The organism is Streptomyces griseocarneus (genome assembly GCF_014655595.1).
Classification (GTDB): domain Bacteria; phylum Actinomycetota; class Actinomycetes; order Streptomycetales; family Streptomycetaceae; genus Streptomyces; species Streptomyces griseocarneus.
Map to the genome: position 1 here is coordinate 286,241 of NZ_BNBL01000006.1, position 18,764 is coordinate 305,004.

15 protein-coding genes are annotated in these 18,764 nt (G+C 73.6%); 12 read left to right on the forward strand and 3 right to left on the reverse strand.

All coding sequences use genetic code 11. From position 1 onward, the window contains the following. Positions 1-152: 152 nt before the first annotated feature. Positions 153-1,595, reverse strand: coding sequence for an SWIM zinc finger family protein (locus IE295_RS17880; protein ID WP_190064653.1), 1,443 nt, complete (start codon positions 1,593-1,595; stop codon positions 153-155). 132 nt (positions 1,596-1,727) lie between these two features. Between IE295_RS17880 and IE295_RS17885 the strand changes: the two genes are divergently transcribed. The 6 genes from IE295_RS17885 to IE295_RS17910 all read left to right on the forward strand — a co-directional run bounded on the left by IE295_RS17885 (position 1,728) and on the right by IE295_RS17910 (position 11,102). Beyond that, complete coding sequence (locus tag IE295_RS17885) at positions 1,728-2,822, forward strand: ATP-binding protein (protein ID WP_190064654.1); 1,095 nt, start codon at positions 1,728-1,730, stop codon at positions 2,820-2,822. Continuing rightward, complete coding sequence (locus IE295_RS17890) at positions 2,819-5,275, forward strand: DUF5682 family protein (RefSeq protein ID WP_190064655.1); 2,457 nt, start codon at positions 2,819-2,821, stop codon at positions 5,273-5,275. Before IE295_RS17885 ends, IE295_RS17890 begins: the two co-directional genes overlap by 4 nt. A 16-nt stretch (positions 5,276-5,291) precedes the next feature. Then, positions 5,292-6,494, forward strand: coding sequence for a VWA domain-containing protein (locus tag IE295_RS17895; RefSeq protein ID WP_190064817.1), 1,203 nt, complete (start codon positions 5,292-5,294; stop codon positions 6,492-6,494). Between the two features lie 236 nt (positions 6,495-6,730). Continuing rightward, positions 6,731-7,909 (forward strand): ADP-forming succinate--CoA ligase subunit beta, encoded by a 1,179-nt coding sequence (gene sucC / locus IE295_RS17900; protein ID WP_190064656.1) that lies wholly within the window; start codon positions 6,731-6,733, stop codon positions 7,907-7,909. A gap of 20 nt (positions 7,910-7,929) precedes the next feature. Beyond that, entirely contained in the window at positions 7,930-8,814 is an 885-nt protein-coding gene (sucD, locus tag IE295_RS17905; RefSeq protein ID WP_190064657.1) for a succinate--CoA ligase subunit alpha, read from the forward strand. Positions 8,815-9,062: 248 nt separating this feature from the next. Continuing rightward, the gene (locus IE295_RS17910; RefSeq protein ID WP_190064658.1) at positions 9,063-11,102 is read left to right on the forward strand and encodes a cell division protein PerM; all 2,040 of its coding nucleotides are present in this window, start codon (positions 9,063-9,065) and stop codon (positions 11,100-11,102) included. 63 nt (positions 11,103-11,165) lie between these two features. Here the strand turns inward: IE295_RS17910 and IE295_RS17915 are convergent, their stop codons facing one another. Continuing rightward, positions 11,166-11,906, reverse strand: a complete 741-nt coding sequence (locus tag IE295_RS17915) for a hypothetical protein (RefSeq protein ID WP_190064659.1) — start codon at positions 11,904-11,906, stop codon at positions 11,166-11,168. A 264-nt stretch (positions 11,907-12,170) separates the two neighbouring features. Here IE295_RS17915 and purN point away from each other — a divergent pair, with 264 nt between their 5' ends. The 4 genes from purN to IE295_RS17935 all read left to right on the forward strand — a co-directional run bounded on the left by purN (position 12,171) and on the right by IE295_RS17935 (position 15,863). Continuing rightward, a complete protein-coding gene (gene purN / locus IE295_RS17920; protein WP_190064660.1) occupies positions 12,171-12,800 on the forward strand; it encodes a phosphoribosylglycinamide formyltransferase in 630 nt (209 codons plus the stop codon). Between the two features lie 11 nt (positions 12,801-12,811). Then, positions 12,812-14,359: a bifunctional phosphoribosylaminoimidazolecarboxamide formyltransferase/IMP cyclohydrolase gene (gene purH, locus IE295_RS17925; protein ID WP_190064818.1), complete on the forward strand. Its 1,548-nt coding sequence runs from the start codon at positions 12,812-12,814 to the stop codon at positions 14,357-14,359. Between the two features lie 165 nt (positions 14,360-14,524). Then, entirely contained in the window at positions 14,525-15,397 is an 873-nt protein-coding gene (locus IE295_RS17930) for a bifunctional methylenetetrahydrofolate dehydrogenase/methenyltetrahydrofolate cyclohydrolase (RefSeq protein WP_190064661.1), read from the forward strand. A 40-nt stretch (positions 15,398-15,437) separates the two neighbouring features. Next, positions 15,438-15,863: a DUF3017 domain-containing protein gene (locus IE295_RS17935; protein WP_224323097.1), complete on the forward strand. Its 426-nt coding sequence runs from the start codon at positions 15,438-15,440 to the stop codon at positions 15,861-15,863. Between the two features lie 110 nt (positions 15,864-15,973). Here IE295_RS17935 and IE295_RS17940 read toward each other — a convergent pair whose 3' ends face one another. Further along, entirely contained in the window at positions 15,974-16,378 is a 405-nt protein-coding gene (locus IE295_RS17940; protein WP_190064663.1) for a hypothetical protein, read from the reverse strand. Positions 16,379-16,698: 320 nt separating this feature from the next. Between IE295_RS17940 and IE295_RS17945 the strand changes: the two genes are divergently transcribed. Beyond that, positions 16,699-17,451, forward strand: a complete 753-nt coding sequence (locus IE295_RS17945; RefSeq protein WP_190064664.1) for a helix-turn-helix domain-containing protein — start codon at positions 16,699-16,701, stop codon at positions 17,449-17,451. Next, on the forward strand, positions 17,448-18,281 hold the full coding sequence (locus tag IE295_RS17950) for a helix-turn-helix domain-containing protein (RefSeq protein ID WP_190064665.1): 834 nt from the start codon (positions 17,448-17,450) through the stop codon (positions 18,279-18,281). The genes IE295_RS17945 and IE295_RS17950 overlap by 4 nt, the downstream gene beginning before the upstream one ends. Positions 18,282-18,764 lie beyond the last annotated feature (483 nt).

The following is an 18,764-nucleotide window of genomic DNA, read 5'->3' on the forward strand; positions in this document are numbered from 1 at the left end:
GGCGGCGAAGGAGGTGAAGGAGACGGATGGGGTGAAGGAGACGGTTGAGGCAGTGCGTGAGGGCCGCGCGGGACCGCACGGAGGCCGCGCGGGTCCGTACAGAAGCCGCGCGGGTCCGTACAGAAAGCTGCGCGGGTCCTCACGGGCGCGCGTCAGAGCGCCACCGGCTCCGGCGCCCACGTCGTCAGCGGAGTGAAGCCCCGGTGTCCGCACTCGCCGAAGACCGGCACCGGGCCGCCGCCGGATATCGCCGTCAGCCGCCACAGGCCCATGTCGTCCCCGCCGCTCCCGGGCGCGACGGGAAGCGCCGACTCGCCCGGAGCGTCGGCCACTTGCCAGCCCTTGCCGTCCGCGTCCGGCACCGGCGTCACCGCCGAGAGGACCACCGGCCAGGACTCCAGCCAGGGGTCGTCCCGCAGGGCCTCGCCGTAGGCGCGCAGCGCCGCCTCCGTGCCACCGCCCGGCGGTGGCTCCGGGCTGGGGCCGGGCGGGCCGTGGCGTGTGCCCAGCACCGCGCGCAGCGGACGCGCGGAGGGATGGAAGGCCAGATCGGCGTCCAGCGCGAGGCCCACCGGAAGGGAGAGCTCGGGCGCGCGGCCGGCGGCGCCATAAGAGAGGAGGAGGGCCATCCGGCCCGTGCTCCTGCCGTACAGCCAGATGCGGCGCGTGGTCAGGCGGCCGTCGTCGCTGTCCCGCTGGGCCAGGACCAGCCAGTGGTCCCGCACGGGCGGGACGGTGGCCAGCAGGGCCGCCGCGTCCGACGTGATCCCGACGCGCGTGCGGACCGTCGCCGCCAGCGCCTCCGGCAGCTCCTCCACCCGCAGATACCCCTGGCCCAGGGTGTGCAGCAGCGCGCACTCCTCCAGCAGCCGTGAGGCCCAGTCCGTCCCCGCCGCGGACCCGGCCCCCGCCACCGACGCCAACTCCCTTACGCGCGCCGCCAGTCCCGGCGCCTGCGCGTCGACCATGCGGGCCGCCGTCTCGTCCCACTGCCCGTACGCCGCCCCCTCGACGGCCGCGAGCCCGCCCCGCAGCAGATCGGCCAGCCGCCGCTCCAGCTCGGCCGCGCCCTCGGCGATCCGCCCCGCGCGCCGCTCGGAGCGACGCCGGGCCGCCTCGGCGTCCGCGGGGGCGGGGGCCGTCCCCCCGTCCTGACCGGCCCCCGCCGCCCGCTCGACGCGCTGCCGGCGCCGCTCCAGCCACTGCCCCGCCCAGTCGGGCGGCGTCGCGGCCGAGGACGGCACGGCGGCCTCCCCCTCCGTCCACAACAGCAGCAGGCCCAGGGCGTGTTTGCACGGGAACTTCCGGCTCGGGCAGCTGCAGTGGAAGGCCGGGCCGCCGGACCCCGCGAGGTCCACGACCGTGCGGTAGGGCTTGCTGCCGCTGCCCTTGCACTCCCCCCAGACCGCGCCCGTTCCCCCGCCCGATTCCCCGTCCGCACCCCCCTCCGTTCCGTCCGTGGGCGCGTCCGTCCGCGCGCCCGTGCCCGACCACGGACCGGGCGCCGCGAGCTTCGCGCCCGCCTTGCGTGATGCGGCGTCAGGAGCCAGCGCGAGCACCTGTTCCGCCGTCCAGCGTTCCCCCTGGCGATTCATGCCGACGACGTTACGACTCCCCACTGACAATCGCTCTGACCTGCGGTTTCCACATGCCGGGGCCGATTGTCAGTGGTGTGGTGCAGGGTTTTGGACGTAACCCGGAACCGCACGACGAGGGGGACTTGAACCGTGCCCGGAATCAATTCGGAAGCCCTGCGACCGCATGCCGAGGACGCCTTCGCCGACGAGCTGAAGGCGCTCGCGGCGGCCGACGACCGCCCCAGGCCCGCGCGTTGGCGCCTGTCGCCGTGGGCCGTCGCCACCTACCTGCTCGGCGGCACCCTGCCCGACGGCACGGTCATCACGCCGAAGTACGTCGGCCCGCGCCGGGTCGTCGAGGTCGCCGTCACCACGCTCGCCACCGACCGCGCCCTGCTCCTGCTCGGCGTGCCCGGCACCGCCAAGACCTGGGTGTCCGAGCACCTGGCCGCCGCCGTCAGCGGCGACTCCACCCTGCTCGTGCAGGGCACCGCCGGCACGGCCGAGGAGGCCATCCGCTACGGCTGGGACTACGCCCGGCTCCTCGCCCACGGCCCCAGCCGCGAGGCGATCGTGCCCAGCCCCGTCATGCGGGCCATGGCCGAGGGCATGACCGCGCGGGTCGAGGAGCTCACCCGCATCCCCGCCGACGTCCAGGACACCCTGATCACCGTCCTGTCCGAGAAGACCCTGCCCATCCCCGAGCTGGGGGAGGAGGTGCAGGCCGTGCGCGGATTCAACCTGATCGCCACGGCCAACGACCGCGACCGGGGCGTCAACGAACTCTCCAGCGCCCTGCGCCGTCGCTTCAACACCGTCGTACTGCCGCTGCCCGCCAGCCCCGAGGCCGAGGTCGACATCGTCGCCCGCCGCGTCGACCAGCTCGGCCGCTCCCTCGACCTGCCCGCCACGCCCGACGGCATCGACGAGATCCGCCGCGTCGTCACCGTATTCCGCGAGCTGCGCGACGGAGTCACCACCGACGGCCGCACGAAGCTCAAGTCGCCCTCCGGGACGCTCTCGACGGCCGAGGCCATCTCCGTCGTCACCGGCGGCCTCGCGCTCGCCGCGCACTTCGGCGACGGCGTCCTGCGCGCGGGGGACGTGGCCGCCGGCATCCTCGGCGCGGTCGTCCGCGACCCGGCGGCGGACCGCGTCGTCTGGCAGGAGTACCTGGAGACGGTCGTCCGCGAGCGCGACGGCTGGAAGGACTTCTACCGCGCCTGCCGCGAGGTGTCCGTATGAGCGGCCCCGCCCCGGCGCTGCTCGGGGTGCGCCACCACGGGCCGGGCTCCGCGCGGTCGGTGCGGGCGGCGCTCGAGCAGTGCCGGCCGGCCGCCGTGCTGATCGAGGGGCCGCCCGAGGCGGACGCCCTCGTCCACCTCGCGGCCGACGAGGGCATGCGCCCGCCGGTGGCGCTGCTGGCCCACGCCGCCGCCGACCCGGGCCGGGCCGCGTTCTGGCCGTTCGCGGAGTTCTCCCCGGAGTGGGCCGCCATCCGCTGGGCGCTCGCCCACGACGTGCCGGTCCGCTTCATCGACCTGCCCGCCGCGCACACGCTCGCGCTGAACGAGGAGGGGACCGAGGGCGAGCACCCCGGTAAGCCGGAGGCCGGCGACGAAGCCGGCCGCGCGCCGCGCCTGGACCCGCTGGCCGCGCTCGCCGGAGCCGCCGGCTACGACGACCCCGAAGTGTGGTGGGAGGACGCCGTCGAGCACCGCCGCGGCGCCGGCCGCGTCGCACCGGACGGCGACGCGCTCGCGCCGTTCACGGCCATCGCCGAGGCGATGGCCGAGCTGCGGGCCTCCTTCGACGACGCGACGGACGCGACCGACACGGCCGACGCGACCGGCGCCGGCGAGGCCACCGAGTCCGGTCCCCGGGCCGGCCGGGACGCCGTCCGCGAGGCCCACATGCGGCTGCGACTGCGCGACGCCCGGCGGGAGTTCGGCGACGGCATCGCGGTCGTCTGCGGCGCCTGGCACGTCCCGGCCCTCGCCGAGAAGCGGACCGTGGCCGCCGACCGGCAGCTGCTCAAGGGCCTGCCCAAGGTCAAGACGGAGATCGGCTGGGTGCCCTGGACCCACCGCAGGCTCGCCCGGCGCAGCGGCTACGGCGCCGGCATCACCTCACCCGGCTGGTACGGGCACCTCTTCCGCGCCCCCGACCGGCCCGTCGAACGCTGGATGACCGAGGTCGCGCGCCTTCTGCGCGACGAGGACCACCCGGTCTCCTCCGCGCACGTCATCGAGGCCGTGCGGCTCGCCGACACGCTCGCAGTCATGCGCGGCCGGCCGCTGGCCGGCCTCGGCGAGACCACCGACGCGGTGCGCGCCGTGATGTGCGACGGCTCGGACGTGCCGCTCGCCCTCGTCCAGGACCGGCTCGTCATCGGCGACGTGCTCGGCGAGGTCCCCGGGTCCGCGCCCGCCCCGCCCCTCCAACGCGACCTCGCCCGCCTCCAGCGCAGCCTGCGGATCAAGCCCGAAGCGGCCTTCCGCGACCTCGAGTTCGACCTGCGCAAGGACACCGACGCCGCCCGCAGCAGGCTGCTGCACCGGCTGCGCCTGCTGGGCGTCGGCTGGGGCGAGCCGCAGCGCTCGCGCGCCGGCCTCGGCACGTTCCGGGAGACCTGGCGGCTGTGCTGGGAGCCGGAGCTGTCCGTACGGCTCGCCGAGGCGGGGGTGTGGGGCACCACGGTGGAGGGCGCGGCGACCGCGAAGGCCGAGTCGCTGGCGCGGGGCGCCACCGCCCTCGCCGAGGTCACGGCCCTCGCCGAGCAGTGCCTGCTCGCGGGCCTGCCCGACGCCCTGCCCGTCGTCATGCGCGCCCTCGCCGACCGCGCCGCGCTCGACTCGGACGTGGCGCACCTGGCCCAGGCCCTGCCGGCCCTGGTCCGCTCCGTGCGCTACGGCGACGTGCGCCGCACGGACACCGCGGCCCTCGGCGAGGTGGCGGAGGGCCTCGCCGAACGCGTCTTCGTCGGCCTCCCTGCCGCCTGCTCGGGCCTCGACGGGGACGCGGCGGCGGAGATGCGCGGCCACGTGGACGCGGTCCACCGCGCCGTGGCCCTGCTGGCGGAGGCCGGCGAGACCAACGAGACGAGCAATACCAGCGAGACCAGCGAGACCAGCGAGACCAGCGAGACAGGCAAGGACAGCGCGTCGTCCGCCGGAGCCCTCCGCGAGCGCTGGGCCGCCGTGCTGACCACGCTGGCCGAACGGGACGGGCTGCCGGGCGGGATACGGGGCCGGGCCGCGCGGCTGCTGCTCGACGACGGGCGGCTGACGCACGAGCGGGCCGCCCGGCTGATGGGGCTCGTGCTCTCGGTCGGTACGGCCCCCGCCGAGGCGGCCGCCTGGATCGAGGGGTTCGTCGGCAGCGGCGGTTCCGGCGGCATGCTGCTCGTCCACGACGAGCGGCTGCTCGCCCTCGTCGACGCCTGGCTGACCGGTGTGGCGCCGGACGCCTTCACGGACGTACTGCCCCTGCTGCGCCGTACCTTCTCCGCCTTCGAGCCGGGGGTGCGCCGGACGCTGGGCGAGCGGGTCCGCCGGGGCGGGACGGGGGACGCGGGGGCGGCGGCCCCGGGAGAGATGGCGGGGGGCGGCTTCGGGGCGGCGCTCGACGAGGAGCGCGCGGCGGCGGTGCTGCCGACGATGCGCCTGCTGCTGGGCATGGCACACACAGGGGGATGAGAAGCGGATGACGACGATGACCACGGATGACACCGCCACCGAGACCGAGACCGGCACCGCCACAGACGCCGCCACCGAGCGGCTGCGCCGCTGGCGGCTCGTGCTCGGCGGGGCCGGCAGCGACGGCACGGGTTGCGCGCTCGCCGGCACCGATGCCGCCATGGACCGCACTCTGGAGGCGCTCTACGGCTCGGGACCGGGCGACGGCAGCGGGCGCGGGGGCCCGCGCGGGGCCGGCCTCGGCGGCTCGGCGCCGCGCGTCGCCCGCTGGCTGGGGGACATCCGGACGTACTTCCCGGCGTCCGTCGTTCAGGTGATGCAGCGCGACGCCATCGACCGGCTGGGGCTGTCCGCCCTGCTGCTCGAGCCGGAGATGCTGGAGGCCGTCGAGGCGGACGTCCATCTCGTCGGCACGCTGCTCTCGCTCAACAAGGCGATGCCGGAGACCACCAAGGAGACCGCGCGGGCCGTCGTCCGCAAGGTGGTCGAGGACCTCGAGAAGCGCCTGACGACGCGCACCCGCGCCACGCTCTCCGGCGCCCTGGACCGCTCGGCGCGCGTCAGCCGCCCCCGGCACCACGACATCGACTGGAACCGCACCATCCGGGCCAATCTCAAGAACTACCTCCCCGAACACCGCACGGTCGTCCCCGAGCGCCTCATCGGCTACGGGCGGGCCTCGCAGGCGGTGAAGAAGGAGGTGATCCTGTGCATCGACCAGTCCGGTTCGATGGCCGCCTCCGTCGTCTACGCCTCCGTCTTCGGCGCGGTCCTCGCCTCCATGCGCGCCCTCACCACCCGCCTGGTCGTCTTCGACACGTCCGTCGTGGACCTCACCGACCAGCTGGCCGACCCGGTCGACGTGCTGTTCGGCACCCAGCTCGGCGGCGGCACGGACATCAACCGCGCGCTCGCCTACTGCCAGTCCCGCATCACCCGCCCGGCCGAGACCGTTGTGGTCCTCATCAGTGATCTCTACGAGGGCGGAATCCGCGACGAGATGCTCAAGAGGGTGGCCGCCATGAAGGCATCGGGAGTGCAGTTCGTGACCCTGCTGGCCCTGTCGGACGAGGGCGCCCCCGCCTACGACCGCGAACACGCGGCGGCCCTCGCGGCCCTCGGCGCACCCGCCTTCGCCTGCACCCCCGACCTCTTCCCGGACGTGATGGCTGCCGCCCTGGAGAAGCGCCCGCTGCCCATACCCGAGGCGGCCGCGTGACGGGCCGCGCCGCGCCGGATGAGTACGGGCGCCGTCGCGATCTGTGAGCGTAATCACGGCCTGAGTGTGACCTGCGATTTAGGGACCCACCCCCCTCGGGGATAACCTGCGAGACGGACATGCCGCGTCAACGGTGAACGTGTGCCGCCCTCGTAAAAGATCGCGTCGTCACGCTGCCTGCGGCACGCCCGCGCAGACAACGAACCGCGATATCCATGGAAAAGGGACGGACGCGCGTGGACCTGTTCGAGTACCAGGCGAGGGACCTCTTCGCCAAGCACGGTGTACCGGTGCTGGCCGGTGAAGTCATCGACACGCCTGAGGGGGCGCGCGCCGCGACCGAGCGTCTCGGCGGCAAGTCGGTCGTCAAGGCCCAGGTCAAGGTCGGTGGCCGTGGCAAGGCCGGTGGCGTGAAGCTGGCCGCCACCCCGGACGAGGCCGTCGCCCGCGCGACGGACATCCTCGGCATGGACATCAAGGGCCACACGGTCCACAAGGTGATGATCGCCGAGACCGCTCCGGAGATCCTCGAGGAGTACTACGTCTCGTACCTCCTCGACCGCACCAACCGCACCTTCCTGGCCATGGCCTCGGTCGCCGGTGGCATGGACATCGAGGAGGTCGCCGCGACGACCCCCGAGAAGCTCGCCAAGGTGCCGGTCGACGCCAACGAGGGCGTCTCCATCGAGAAGGCCCGCGAGATCGTCGCCCAGGCGAAGTTCCCGGCCGAGGTGGCCGAGAAGGTCGCCGAGGTCATGGTGACCCTGTGGAAGACCTTCGTCGCCGAGGACGCGCTCCTCGTCGAGGTCAACCCGCTGGCCAAGGTCGCCAGCGGCGACGTCATCGCCCTCGACGGCAAGGTCTCGCTCGACGAGAACGCCGACTTCCGCCAGCCGGAGCACGAGGCGCTCGAGGACAAGGCCTCGGCCAACCCCCTCGAGGCGGCCGCCAAGGCCAAGGGCCTGAACTACGTCAAGCTCGACGGCCAGGTCGGCATCATCGGCAACGGCGCGGGTCTGGTCATGTCGACCCTCGACGTCGTCGCCTACGCCGGTGAGAACCACGGCGGCGTCAAGCCCGCCAACTTCCTCGACATCGGTGGCGGCGCCTCCGCCGAGGTCATGGCCAACGGTCTCGAGATCATCCTCGGCGACCCGGACGTCAAGTCCGTCTTCGTCAACGTCTTCGGTGGCATCACCGCGTGCGACGAGGTCGCCAAGGGCATCGTCCAGGCCCTCGAGCTGCTCAAGAACAAGGGCGAGGACGTCACCAAGCCGCTGGTCGTGCGCCTCGACGGCAACAACGCGGAGCTGGGTCGCAAGATCCTGTCCGACGCCAACCACCCGCTCGTGCAGCGCGTGGACACCATGGACGGCGCGGCCGACAAGGCCGCCGAGCTGGCTGCGGCTAAGTAAAGGACGAGGACTCCACAACCATGGCTATCTTCCTCACCAAGGACAGCAAGGTCATCGTCCAGGGGATGACCGGTGCCACGGGCATGAAGCACACCAAGCTCATGCTGGGTGACGGCACCAACATCGTCGGCGGCGTGAACCCGCGCAAGGCCGGCACCGAGGTCGACTTCGACGGCACGGCCGTCCCGGTCTTCGGCTCCGTCGCCGAGGCGATGGAGAAGACCGGCGCCGACGTCACCGTCGTCTTCGTGCCGCCGGCCTTCGCCAAGGCCGCCGTGGTCGAGGCGATCGACGCCGGGATCGGCCTGGCCGTCGTCATCACCGAGGGCATCGCCGTCCACGACTCGGCCGCCTTCTGGGCGTACGCCAAGTCCAAGGGCAACAAGACCCGCATCATCGGCCCGAACTGCCCCGGTCTGATCACCCCGGGCCAGTCGAACGCCGGCATCATCCCGGGCGACATCACCAAGCCCGGCCGCATCGGTCTGGTGTCCAAGTCGGGCACGCTGACCTACCAGATGATGTACGAGCTCCGTGACATCGGCTTCTCCTCCGCCGTCGGCATCGGTGGCGACCCGGTCATCGGCACCACGCACATCGACGCCCTCGCCGCGTTCGAGGCCGACCCCGACACCGACCTGATCGTCATGATCGGCGAGATCGGCGGCGACGCCGAGGAGCGGGCCGCGGACTTCATCAAGGCCAACGTCACCAAGCCGGTCGTCGGCTACGTGGCCGGCTTCACCGCGCCCGAGGGCAAGACGATGGGCCACGCCGGCGCCATCGTGTCCGGCTCCTCCGGCACGGCGCAGGCGAAGAAGGAGGCCCTGGAGGCCGCGGGCGTGAAGGTCGGCAAGACCCCGTCCGAGACCGCCCGCCTCGCGCGCGCCGCGCTGGCCGGCTGACCCTTCTCCGGGTTCCCCGGCGGCTCCTCCGGTCCTCCGGCGGACGCCAAGGCTCCACGACGTGGGCCCGCACCCCTTTGGGGTGCGGGCCCACGCCCGTATCCCCCCTCGTACGCCCGTATCCACCACCCCCCGTACGCCCGCATACACCCCGTACAGCCGCATAGGCGCATTCATCCGGCGCAAGCGACACGACGGGCATGTGACGGCTACCCGAACCGAAGCCGCGTTCTTGGCAGCATGGCCCCGTGAGCCAGTACGCCGATCACGGCCCGTCGTCGCCGTCCCGCCAGCGGCCCGCCGTGAGCGGGGCGTCCGCGACGACCACGGTGTTCTTCGGCGGGGTGCTCGCCGCGGGCCTGGGGCTCGGCGCCTTCGCCATGATCGTGCTGGCGCTGTGGATCACCTCCCCGTACCCCGACGGCGGCCCGGCGGGCGCCCTGCGCGTGGCCGCCGACCTCTGGCTGCTGGCCCACGGCGCCGACCTCGTCCGCACCGACTCCCTCTCCGGCAACCCCGTCCCCATCGGGCTGACACCCCTGCTCTTCGCGGCCGTGCCCTGCACCCTGCTCTACCGCGCCGCCCGGCACGCGCTCGAGCCCGCCGAGGGGGCGCCGCCGGACGAACCGGGCCCCGCGCCGCGCACCGCGTTCACCGCGATGCTCGGCGGCTATCTGCTGGTGGCCCTGGCCGTGGTGGTCTACGCGTGGTCCGCGCCGGTGCGCCCCGCGCCGCTGAGCGTGCTGCTGTGTCTGCCGCTGGTCGCGGGAGCGTTCATCGCGGCCGGGATCTGGACCGCGGCGGGCCGCCCCGGGCTGCCCGCGCCGTCGCTGGTGCGGCGGACGGTGCCCGAGGGCGTGCGGTGCTGGTTCACCGGCGCGCATCTGGCCGAGGTCGTACGGGCCGCCGGGGCGGCCACGGCCGTGCTGCTGGGCGGCGGCGCGCTGCTGGTGGCCGTGTCGCTGGCCCTGCACGCGGGCGTGGCCGAGGACGCGTTCATCCAGCTGGCGCCGCGCTGGTCGGGCCGGGTGGCGGTCTGCCTGGTGAGCGCGGCCCTGCTGCCCAACGCGATGATCTGGGCCGTGGCGTACGGCCTCGGGCCCGGCTTCACGGTCGGCGCCGACAGTGTGGTCGCCCCGCTGACGGCGGTACCCAAGCTGTCCCCGCTGCCGCACTTCCCGCTGCTCGCCGCGCTGCCGTCGCCCGGCGAGGCCGGGCCGCTGGTGCTGGTGGGCGCGGCGGCACTGGCGGCCGCGGCCGGGATCGCGGTGGCGCTCGCCGCCGTTCCCCGGCCGCGGGTCGCGGACCCCGCCTCCGATCCCGCCGTACCCTCCCCGCCTCTGCCGGGCTGGATGGACGCGGCCGTGACGGCCGTTCTGGGGGCGCTGCTGTGCGGAGTGGTGATGACGGTGCTGGCGTACGCGGCGTCCGGCCCGCTCGGCAACGCCGCGCTGGCGGGCTTCGGCCCGCGGTGGTGGCGTACGGGCGCGTCGGCGGCCGCCTGCACGGTGGCCGTGGGGCTGCCGGGGGCGATGCTGATGCGGTGGCGGCTGGGAGTTGCATTGCGGGACGACCGTGAGCGAACGAGGCTGACGGGATGGCGGAGGGTGGGGGAGCTGCTGGGGCTGGCGGTGGCGCCACCATCGTCGACGGATCCCGCGATGGCTCCCGCTCCACAGGCCCCGCACGAGGCTGTGGCCAACGCCACCCCCGACCCCGCTGCCACTTCCGGCCCCGCTGCCGCCACCGCCCCTGCCGACACCGACACCGACACCGACACGGGCACGGGCACCGGCACCGACGCCCCCTCGGTCCCCGCGACCCCCGCGACCCCTGCCGACCCCGCCGAGGAGCCCGGCAGCGGGCCGTCCCGGTCCTGGTGGCGGGCGGTGGCGGCCTGGTTCGGGTTCGCCGTGGGCGGGGCGGCCGTGCCGGCGACGACGGAGAGCGTGGCCTACGAGCCGGAGACGCTGCCGGTGATGCCCACGCCGCACAGCGAGGCGATGCCGGAGGCGGCGGCGACCTCGCGCCGGCTCGAGCGGCGGCGCTGGTGGAAGCCCCGGCGGCGCAAGGGGACGCGGCGCAAGCCGCGCTCCGCGAGCCGCCCGGCTCCAGCGCTCGCCCAGCCGCCGGTGCCGGCGTGGCACGACGCGGCGTCCCGCCGGGGGCGGTGGGCCGCGCTGAAGGACTCGGGGGGCGGGCTCATGACCGACTTCGCGCCCCGGGACCTGACGCTGCCGGCGCGGGAGGAGAGGGCCGACTTCCCGCCGCCCCACCCCTTCCCGTAGCCGGGGCGGGTTTCCCGCAGCCGGGGCTGGGCTTCCCGCAGGCCGGGGCGGGGCCCGGCGACCTCAGTCCTGGTTGCCGAGCAGCGGCCGCAGCTGCTTGGGCAGGTGGTTCTCGCACGCCTGCCGGGACGTCTGGGTCAGGGCGTCGTCCACGCACGTGTAGTACTCGCGGTAGACGAGGTGGAACGAGAACGTCGCCGCGACGATGGCCAGCGCCAGGCCGCCCGTGACCAGGCCGCTCACCGCCGCCGTGGTCTGGGGGCGGAAGCCGCCGGAAGCCGGGCCGGCGGCCGGGGCCGGGGAGTCCGGGTCGCGGGGCCTGGCCTTGGCGCGCAGCGAGCTCACGCCCCAGTACAGGGAGAGCGCGCCCAGCAGCAGGGCCACCTGCGGAATGCTGAAGAGGGCGAAGAAGAAGCCCCACATGCCCGCGAGCAGGGCGTAGCGGGCGCGCCGCTGCGCCGGGTCCGTCGGGTCCCAGCGCAGGCCGCCGCCGGGGCCGCCCGGGCCGCCGCCCGGTCCCTGGCCGCCGCCGAAGCCGCCGTCCTGGCGGCCGGGCTGCCGGCTGCTCCACTGGCTGCCCCATGCCGGTCGCTGGTCGTCCCCGGAACCGCCGTCGCCGTCCCCCTCGCCGCCGCCCGAGGGCGTCCGCGGCTGCCAGGGCCGGTCCGGCTGCCCCTTCGGCGGCGCCGCGAAGGGGTTGTCCCGCTCCTCCGGGCCGGCGGACGGCGGCGACTGGCGCTCGCGCAGCACGGCGGCGGTGGGCAGCGGGGGGCGGTGAGCCGCGTGGCGGCGTCGGTCCGGCATGTGGAGTGTGTCTTCCCCTTGTGTCGTCGGCCTGCACCTCGAGCGTACGGCGCCGCGCCCGTTTTCCCGCGCCGCCGTCCGATCCGGTCCCGACGCTACCTCCCGTGCGCGCCCCCGTCCCGTGGGGGCGGTTCGGTGTGCCGGTATCGTTGCTGGCGGTCGGCGGCTTCGTAGGGTTCCCCGTATTCGGCGCCCCTCCCGTTTCGTACGACCATACAAACCGCACCACCTGCACCGCACCACCCCGCGAGAAAGGGTCCCGCCGTGGAGCCGCCGCCGAACCGTCCCGCCCGCGTCGTCGCGCTCGTCTCCGGTTCCGGCACGAACCTGCAGGCCCTGCTGGACGCCGTCGCCGCCGACCCGGACGGCTACGGCGCCCGCGTCGTGGCCGTCGGCGCGGACCGCGAGGACATCGTGGGGCTCGAGCGCGCCGAGCGCGCCGGGCTGCCGACGTTCGTGTGCCGGGTGAAGGACCACCCCAGCCGCGACGCCTGGGACCGCGCGCTGACGGAGGCGACCGCGGCATACGAGCCGGACCTGGTCGTCTCCGCGGGCTTCATGAAGATCCTGGGCAAGGAGTTCCTCGCCCGGTTCGGCGGGCGGATCGTCAACACGCACCCCGCCCTGCTCCCCAGCTTTCCCGGCGCCCACGGCGTGCGCGACGCGCTCGCGTACGGCGTGCGGGTGACCGGCTGCACCGTCCACTTCGTCGACGAGGGCGTCGACACCGGCCCGATCATCGCCCAGGGCGTGGTCGAGGTCCGGGACGAGGACGACGAATCCGCGCTGCACGAGCGGATCAAGGAAGTCGAGCGAGCGCTGCTCGTCGAGGTCGTGGGGCGTCTGGCCCGCAACGGCTACCGCATAGAGGGACGAAAGGTGAAATTCCTGTGACCGCCGAAGGTATGAAGCGGCCCATCCGCCGCGCGCTGGTCAGCGTCTACGACAAGACCGGGCTGGAGGAGCTCGCGCGCGGTCTGCACGAGGCGGGCGTCGAGCTGGTCTCGACCGGTTCCACGGCCGGCCGGATCGCCGCCGCCGGCGTCCCCGTCACCAAGGTGGAGGAGCTGACCGGCTTCCCCGAGTGCCTGGACGGCCGGGTGAAGACCCTGCACCCGCGCGTGCACGCCGGCATCCTCGCCGACCAGCGCCTGGAGGCCCACCGCGAGCAGCTCGAGAAGCTGGGCGTGGCCGCCTTCGAGCTGGTGATCGTCAACCTCTACCCGTTCCGCGAGACCGTCGCCTCGGGAGCCTCGCCCGACGAGTGCGTCGAGCAGATCGACATCGGCGGCCCCTCGATGGTCCGCGCCGCCGCCAAGAACCACCCCTCCGTCGCCGTGATCGTCAACCCCGGACGCTACGACGACGTGCTCAAGGCCGTCGCCGACGGCGGCTTCGACCTCGCCGCCCGCAAGCGCCTGGCCGCCGAGGCGTTCCAGCACACGGCCGCGTACGACGTGGCCGTCGCGAACTGGTTCGCCGAGGGCTACGGCGCGGACGAGGGCCCCTGGCCGGACTTCATCGGCGTCTCCTACGAGCGCCAGCAGGTCCTGCGCTACGGCGAGAACCCCCACCAGCCCGCCGCCCTCTACACCGACGGCACGGGCAAGGGCCTCGCCTACGCCGAGCAGCTGCACGGCAAGGAGATGTCGTACAACAACTACGTGGACACCGAGGCCGCCCGTCGCGCCGCGTACGACCACACCGACCCCTGCGTCGCCATCATCAAGCACGCCAACCCGTGCGGCATCGCGACCGGCGCCGACGTCGCCGAGGCGCACCGCAAGGCGCACGCCTGCGACCCGCTGTCCGCGTTCGGCGGCGTGATCGCCGTCAACAGCCCGGTGTCGGTGGCCATGGCCGAGCAGGTCGCCGAGATCTTCACCGAGGTCATCATCGCCCCGGCCTACGAGGACGGCGCCGTCGAGGTGCTGGCCCGCAAGAAGAACATCCGTGTGCTGCGCTGCGCCGACGCCCCCGCGGCGCACGGCGAGTCCCGGCCCGTCGAGGGCGGTCTGCTGGTCCAGGCCAAGGACCGCCTCCAGGCCGAGGGCGACGACCCGGCCAACTGGACGCTGGCGACCGGCGAGGCGCTCTCCGCCGAGGAGCTCGCCGAGCTGGCCTTCGCCTGGAAGGCCTGCCGCGCGGTGAAGTCCAACGCCATCCTGCTGGCCAAGGACAGCGCGACCGTCGGCGTCGGCATGGGCCAGGTCAACCGCGTCGACTCCGCCAAGCTCGCCGTCCAGCGCGCGGGCGAGGAGCGCGCGCGGGGCGCGTACGCCGCCTCGGACGCCTTCTTCCCCTTCCCCGACGGGCTCGAGGTGCTCACCGCGGCCGGCATCAAGGCCGTGGCCCAGCCGGGCGGTTCGGTCCGCGACGAGCAGGTCGTCGAGGCGGCGAAGGCGGCGGGCGTGACGATGTACTTCACCGGCACGCGCCACTTCTTCCACTGACCGGGACGGCCGTACGGACGCGCGCCCGCCCGCGTCCGTACGGCCGTACGCCCATGGGCGCGGCGACCGTGCCGCACCGTGGGCGGTTCACACCCCACGCCATTGGCACACCGCGGACCCGACCTGAGTGGAAGGCGGGCCGCACGATCCGGGAGGATGGCCCCCATGACCGCCAAGATTCTCGATGGCAAGGCCACCGCGGCCGCGATCAAGTCCGAGCTGACCGTCCGTGTGGAGGCCCTGAAGGCCAAGGGCGTCACGCCCGGCCTGGGCACGCTCCTGGTGGGCGACGACCCCGGCAGCAAGTGGTACGTCGCCGGTAAGCACCGCGACTGCGCCGAGGTCGGCATCGGCTCGATCCAGCGCGAGCTCCCCGGGACCGCCACCCAGGAGGAGATCGAGGCGGTCGTCCGGGAGCTCAACGACAACCCCGAGTGCACCGGCTACATCGTCCAGCTCCCGCTCCCCAAGGGCATCGACACCAACCGTGTGCTCGAGCTGATGGACCCGGCCAAGGACGCCGACGGCCTCCACCCGATGAGCCTGGGCCGCCTGGTGCTCAACGAGCCCGGCCCGCTGCCCTGCACCCCGAACGGCATCATCGAGCTGCTGCGCCGCCACGACGTCGAGCTCAACGGCGCGCACGTCGTGGTCGTCGGCCGCGGCATCACCGTCGGCCGCTCGATCGGCCTGCTGCTCACCCGCAGGACCGAGAACGCCACCGTGACCCTCTGCCACACCGGCACCCGCGACCTGTCCGAGCAGCTGCGCAAGGCCGACATCATCGTCGCCGCCGCCGGCGTCGGTCACCTGATCAAGCCGGAGGACGTCAAGCCCGGCGCGGCCGTCCTGGACGTCGGCGTCAGCCGTGACGGCGAGGGCAAGATCATGGGCGACGTGGACCCCGCGGTCGCCAAGGTCGCCGGCTGGGTCTCCCCGAACCCCGGCGGCGTGGGCCCGATGACCCGCGCGCTGCTGCTGGTGAACGTGGTGGAGGCCGCCGAGCGCGCCGCCGCCGGAGTCGCCGATGCCGGCTGAGGCAGAGTCCCGGGAACCGGGCGCAGCGGGCCCTGACGGCGTGTCCGGCGGCGAGTCGGGCGCCGGGCCGGGCGCCGGCCGTTCCTCGCGCCGTCCCCCGCGGGTCACGCGCGACACCGCCCGCCCCGAGGGCGGCGGCCGCGCCGCCCCCGGCGACGCGCCGGCGCCGGCCCGGCAGTGGCCGCTGCTGGCGGTGCTGGGCGCCACCGGCCTGGGCCTGCTGATCGTCGCGTTCGACGCCTTCCGGGTGGGCACGATCCTGGTCGGGCTGGCCATGATCGGCGGCGCGGTGCTGCGCTGGGCGCTGCCGGACGTCGGCATGCTGGCCGTGCGGTCCCGCTTCACCGACATGTTCACGTACGGCGGCCTGGGCGCGGCGATCGTCCTGCTCGCCCTGATGGCGCAGCCGCACGCGTGGCTGAAGCTCCCGTTCCTGGACGACGTGCTGCACTTCACCGTGCAGTAGGGCGCGCGGTAGGGCGGCGCATTAGGGCGCCCGCCGCGGCGCACACGTGACGGCGGCCCGTCCTCTCCCCCGTGGGAGGACGGGCCGCCCGGCATTTCTACGGCTCCGGGTTAGAAGACGCGCAGCAGCACGGTGCTATTGGTGGCACCCTGCTGCTGGCGGGTGAACCCCGGCTTGGACCCCTTCGGGCATGCCCTCGGGGAGGTCCAGGCGCGGCCGGTGTTGAACGTCCCGTACAGCTGGGCGCACTTGTCGTCCGCGCTGGTGTCCTGCACCCAGCCGTCGATGCTCAGACCCCAGCCCGTCCTGCAGAGGGTGACCGCGCCCTTGCCTCCCCCGACGCTGCGCGACACGTTCCAGCACCCCTTGGCGTCCATGTCCTTGGGGTCGAGCTTGATGACGGTGACGTCGGACGGGGTGCCCGGCGCGGCCGAGGCCGCCGGTGCCGCCAGCGCGAGTCCGCCGCCCAGCATGACGGTCGCGGCGGTGGCGGCGATGGTCCTGCGTACGTTCATGGTTCGCATCCTCCCGTTGGTGGTGCGGCGACGCGGGGTGGACCGCGTCGCCGCCCGGCTTGCAGGAATGACTCTGATGCGCCACATCCGCACGCGCCAAACGATGCGGGGGAGTTGGGTCATCGTGGGACGTCCCAGCCTCTGACCTGCGGAGACGCAAGATCCCGCGACGTCGTGGTGGGACGGCGGGGCAGGCGCGCGCGTGGCCGGAAGTCACGCGCACCCCTTGATATGTACGGAACCGGTACTCGGGCATCGCCATCATGTGCGGCAGGAGGCTTGTTGCCTCGGGGGCGACTGTGACGCGTATGGGGTGGATCATGCCGCGTTGGAAGGAATTACCCGCATCGCTGGACGAGCGCGTGCGGCAGCTGGTCGTACAGCTCAGAAGGCTCAAGGACCGCAGCGGGCTCAGCCTCGCCTCGCTCGCGGTCAAGACGTCCTACAGCCGCTCCTCCTGGGAGCGGTACCTCAACGGCAAGCAACTGCCGCCGTCCGACGCCGTCGAGGAGCTGGCGCGGGTGTGCGGTACGGACCCGACCCGCCTGCTGGTGCTCCACGAGGTCGCGGCGGAGGCCTGGTCCGAGGGGATGGGCGCCGGCGACGGGACGGACGACGTTGGGGGGCTGCCCGTCCGGGATAGGGCTCGGCGCACGACATGGGTGCTCGTCGCGACGGTGGTGGCGCTCGCGGCGGCCCTGGTTGCCGTGCTGGTGACAACCAAGCCCTGGCAGGACGACGACGCGAAGCCGGCCGACAGTGCAACTGGCAACACCCAGACGCCGTTCATTTTCATGCAGGGCCGCGCCCGCCCGTGCCACGTACAGCGCAAGAACGGAGAGCTGCGGGTTGGCTACAGCGCCACGCGCACCACGTTGATGGACCTCAAGAGCTCCGGCTGGGAGGTCCTCGAGGCTCAGTGCCTGCTCAAGCACCACGGCTTCGACCCGGGCATTCCCGACGGCTCCTACGGTGAGCGCTCAAAGAAGGCTGCCCAGGACTTCCAGAAGGACCGCGGCCTGGTCGTCGACGGCGTCATTGGTCCGGATACCTGGGGGGAGCTGCGGCGGTGAGTGGTGAACAGAGCCTTCCGGGCGAGTGTGCCCTGCTGGCGGCCGAGTTGAGGGAACTGAAGGAGCGCACGGGGCTGAGTCTGGCCGCGCTCAGCGAGCGCACTCCGTACAGCAAGTCGTCCTGGGAGCGGTATCTCAACGGCAAGAAACTGCCGCCTCGACAGGCGGTCGAGGCGTTGTGCGGGCTGGTGGACGAGCCAGCCGGGCGGCTGGTGGCTCTGTGGGAGCTGGCGGAGTCGGTATGGAGCGGGCGGGCTGCGGCGTCGCCCGCAGTCGTGGCGGCGTCCGAGGGTGCGCCCGGAGAGGGGGTGGGCTCGGGCAAGGTGCAGGGGCGCTCCCGTCGGGTGTTCGTCCTCTCCAGCACCGTCGTCGTCGCGGCGGCCCTCGCCCCGATCCTGTTCCTTACGGCTGGCAAGGATGCCTCCGGCGAGCGGAAGCCCAGGGGCGAGGCGGCTCCGTATGCGCAGCTGTTCGAACCGGGTTGCAGCGAAATCGAGTGTGAGGGTGCCGACCCCGTCACGATGGGGTGCGGGATGGAGGGTTTGTTCACACTCCTCACACGCAAGGCGGCCGGCGGGCAGCGGCTGGAGATTCGTTACGGCGTGAAGTGCGGTGCCGTGTGGGCGCGCGCCATGAACCTACGCCTAGGCGACCAGGTCGAACTGAGTCTGCCTGGTGCCCACGCCAAGGAGGTGAGGGCGGTGAGCCAGCGGGACACGGAGCTCTATCTGTCGACCGCCATGACAGCGACCAAGGAACCTCGCAGGGCACGTGTCTGTCTGCGGCCCGCTGTCGGCGGCGAGGTCGAGTGCTTCACCCTGTCCGAGTAGTGGCCTGGCACGTGATGCCCCGGTACGGAACCGGCGTAATGAACCGCGCAAATGGGTAGCAACGGGGTGGAGGAGAGCCGGCGACCCGTCCTCCACCCCCGTGAGAGGACGGGCTGCCGCTCACCATTGAGGATCATGACCGCGAACGAAATGATCAAGGTCCACCGCATCCCTGTGGCGCGGAGGTGACGGTTCCGGTGCGAGGTCGCCTTTACGTATCAGGTTGACAGGGTGCGTCGCCGTGCGGTGACGCACCGTCAACGGCGGGGGTTGCCGGACACGCCCCAGGGGCGTGCGCCTCATGGGCTTGATCAACCCCAAATGCCACCGTGCGCCGCCCCTTTGGGAACTGACATGCTGGTTTCGGGCATCCCCATGGGTAGCCGAAAGCGAGGCTGTGGAGGGGAAGCGCAGCGATACGGGGAAACCACACCGTTCGTACCGGGGGACAGGGGAGGGCAATGCCTCGTTGGAGGGCGCTAC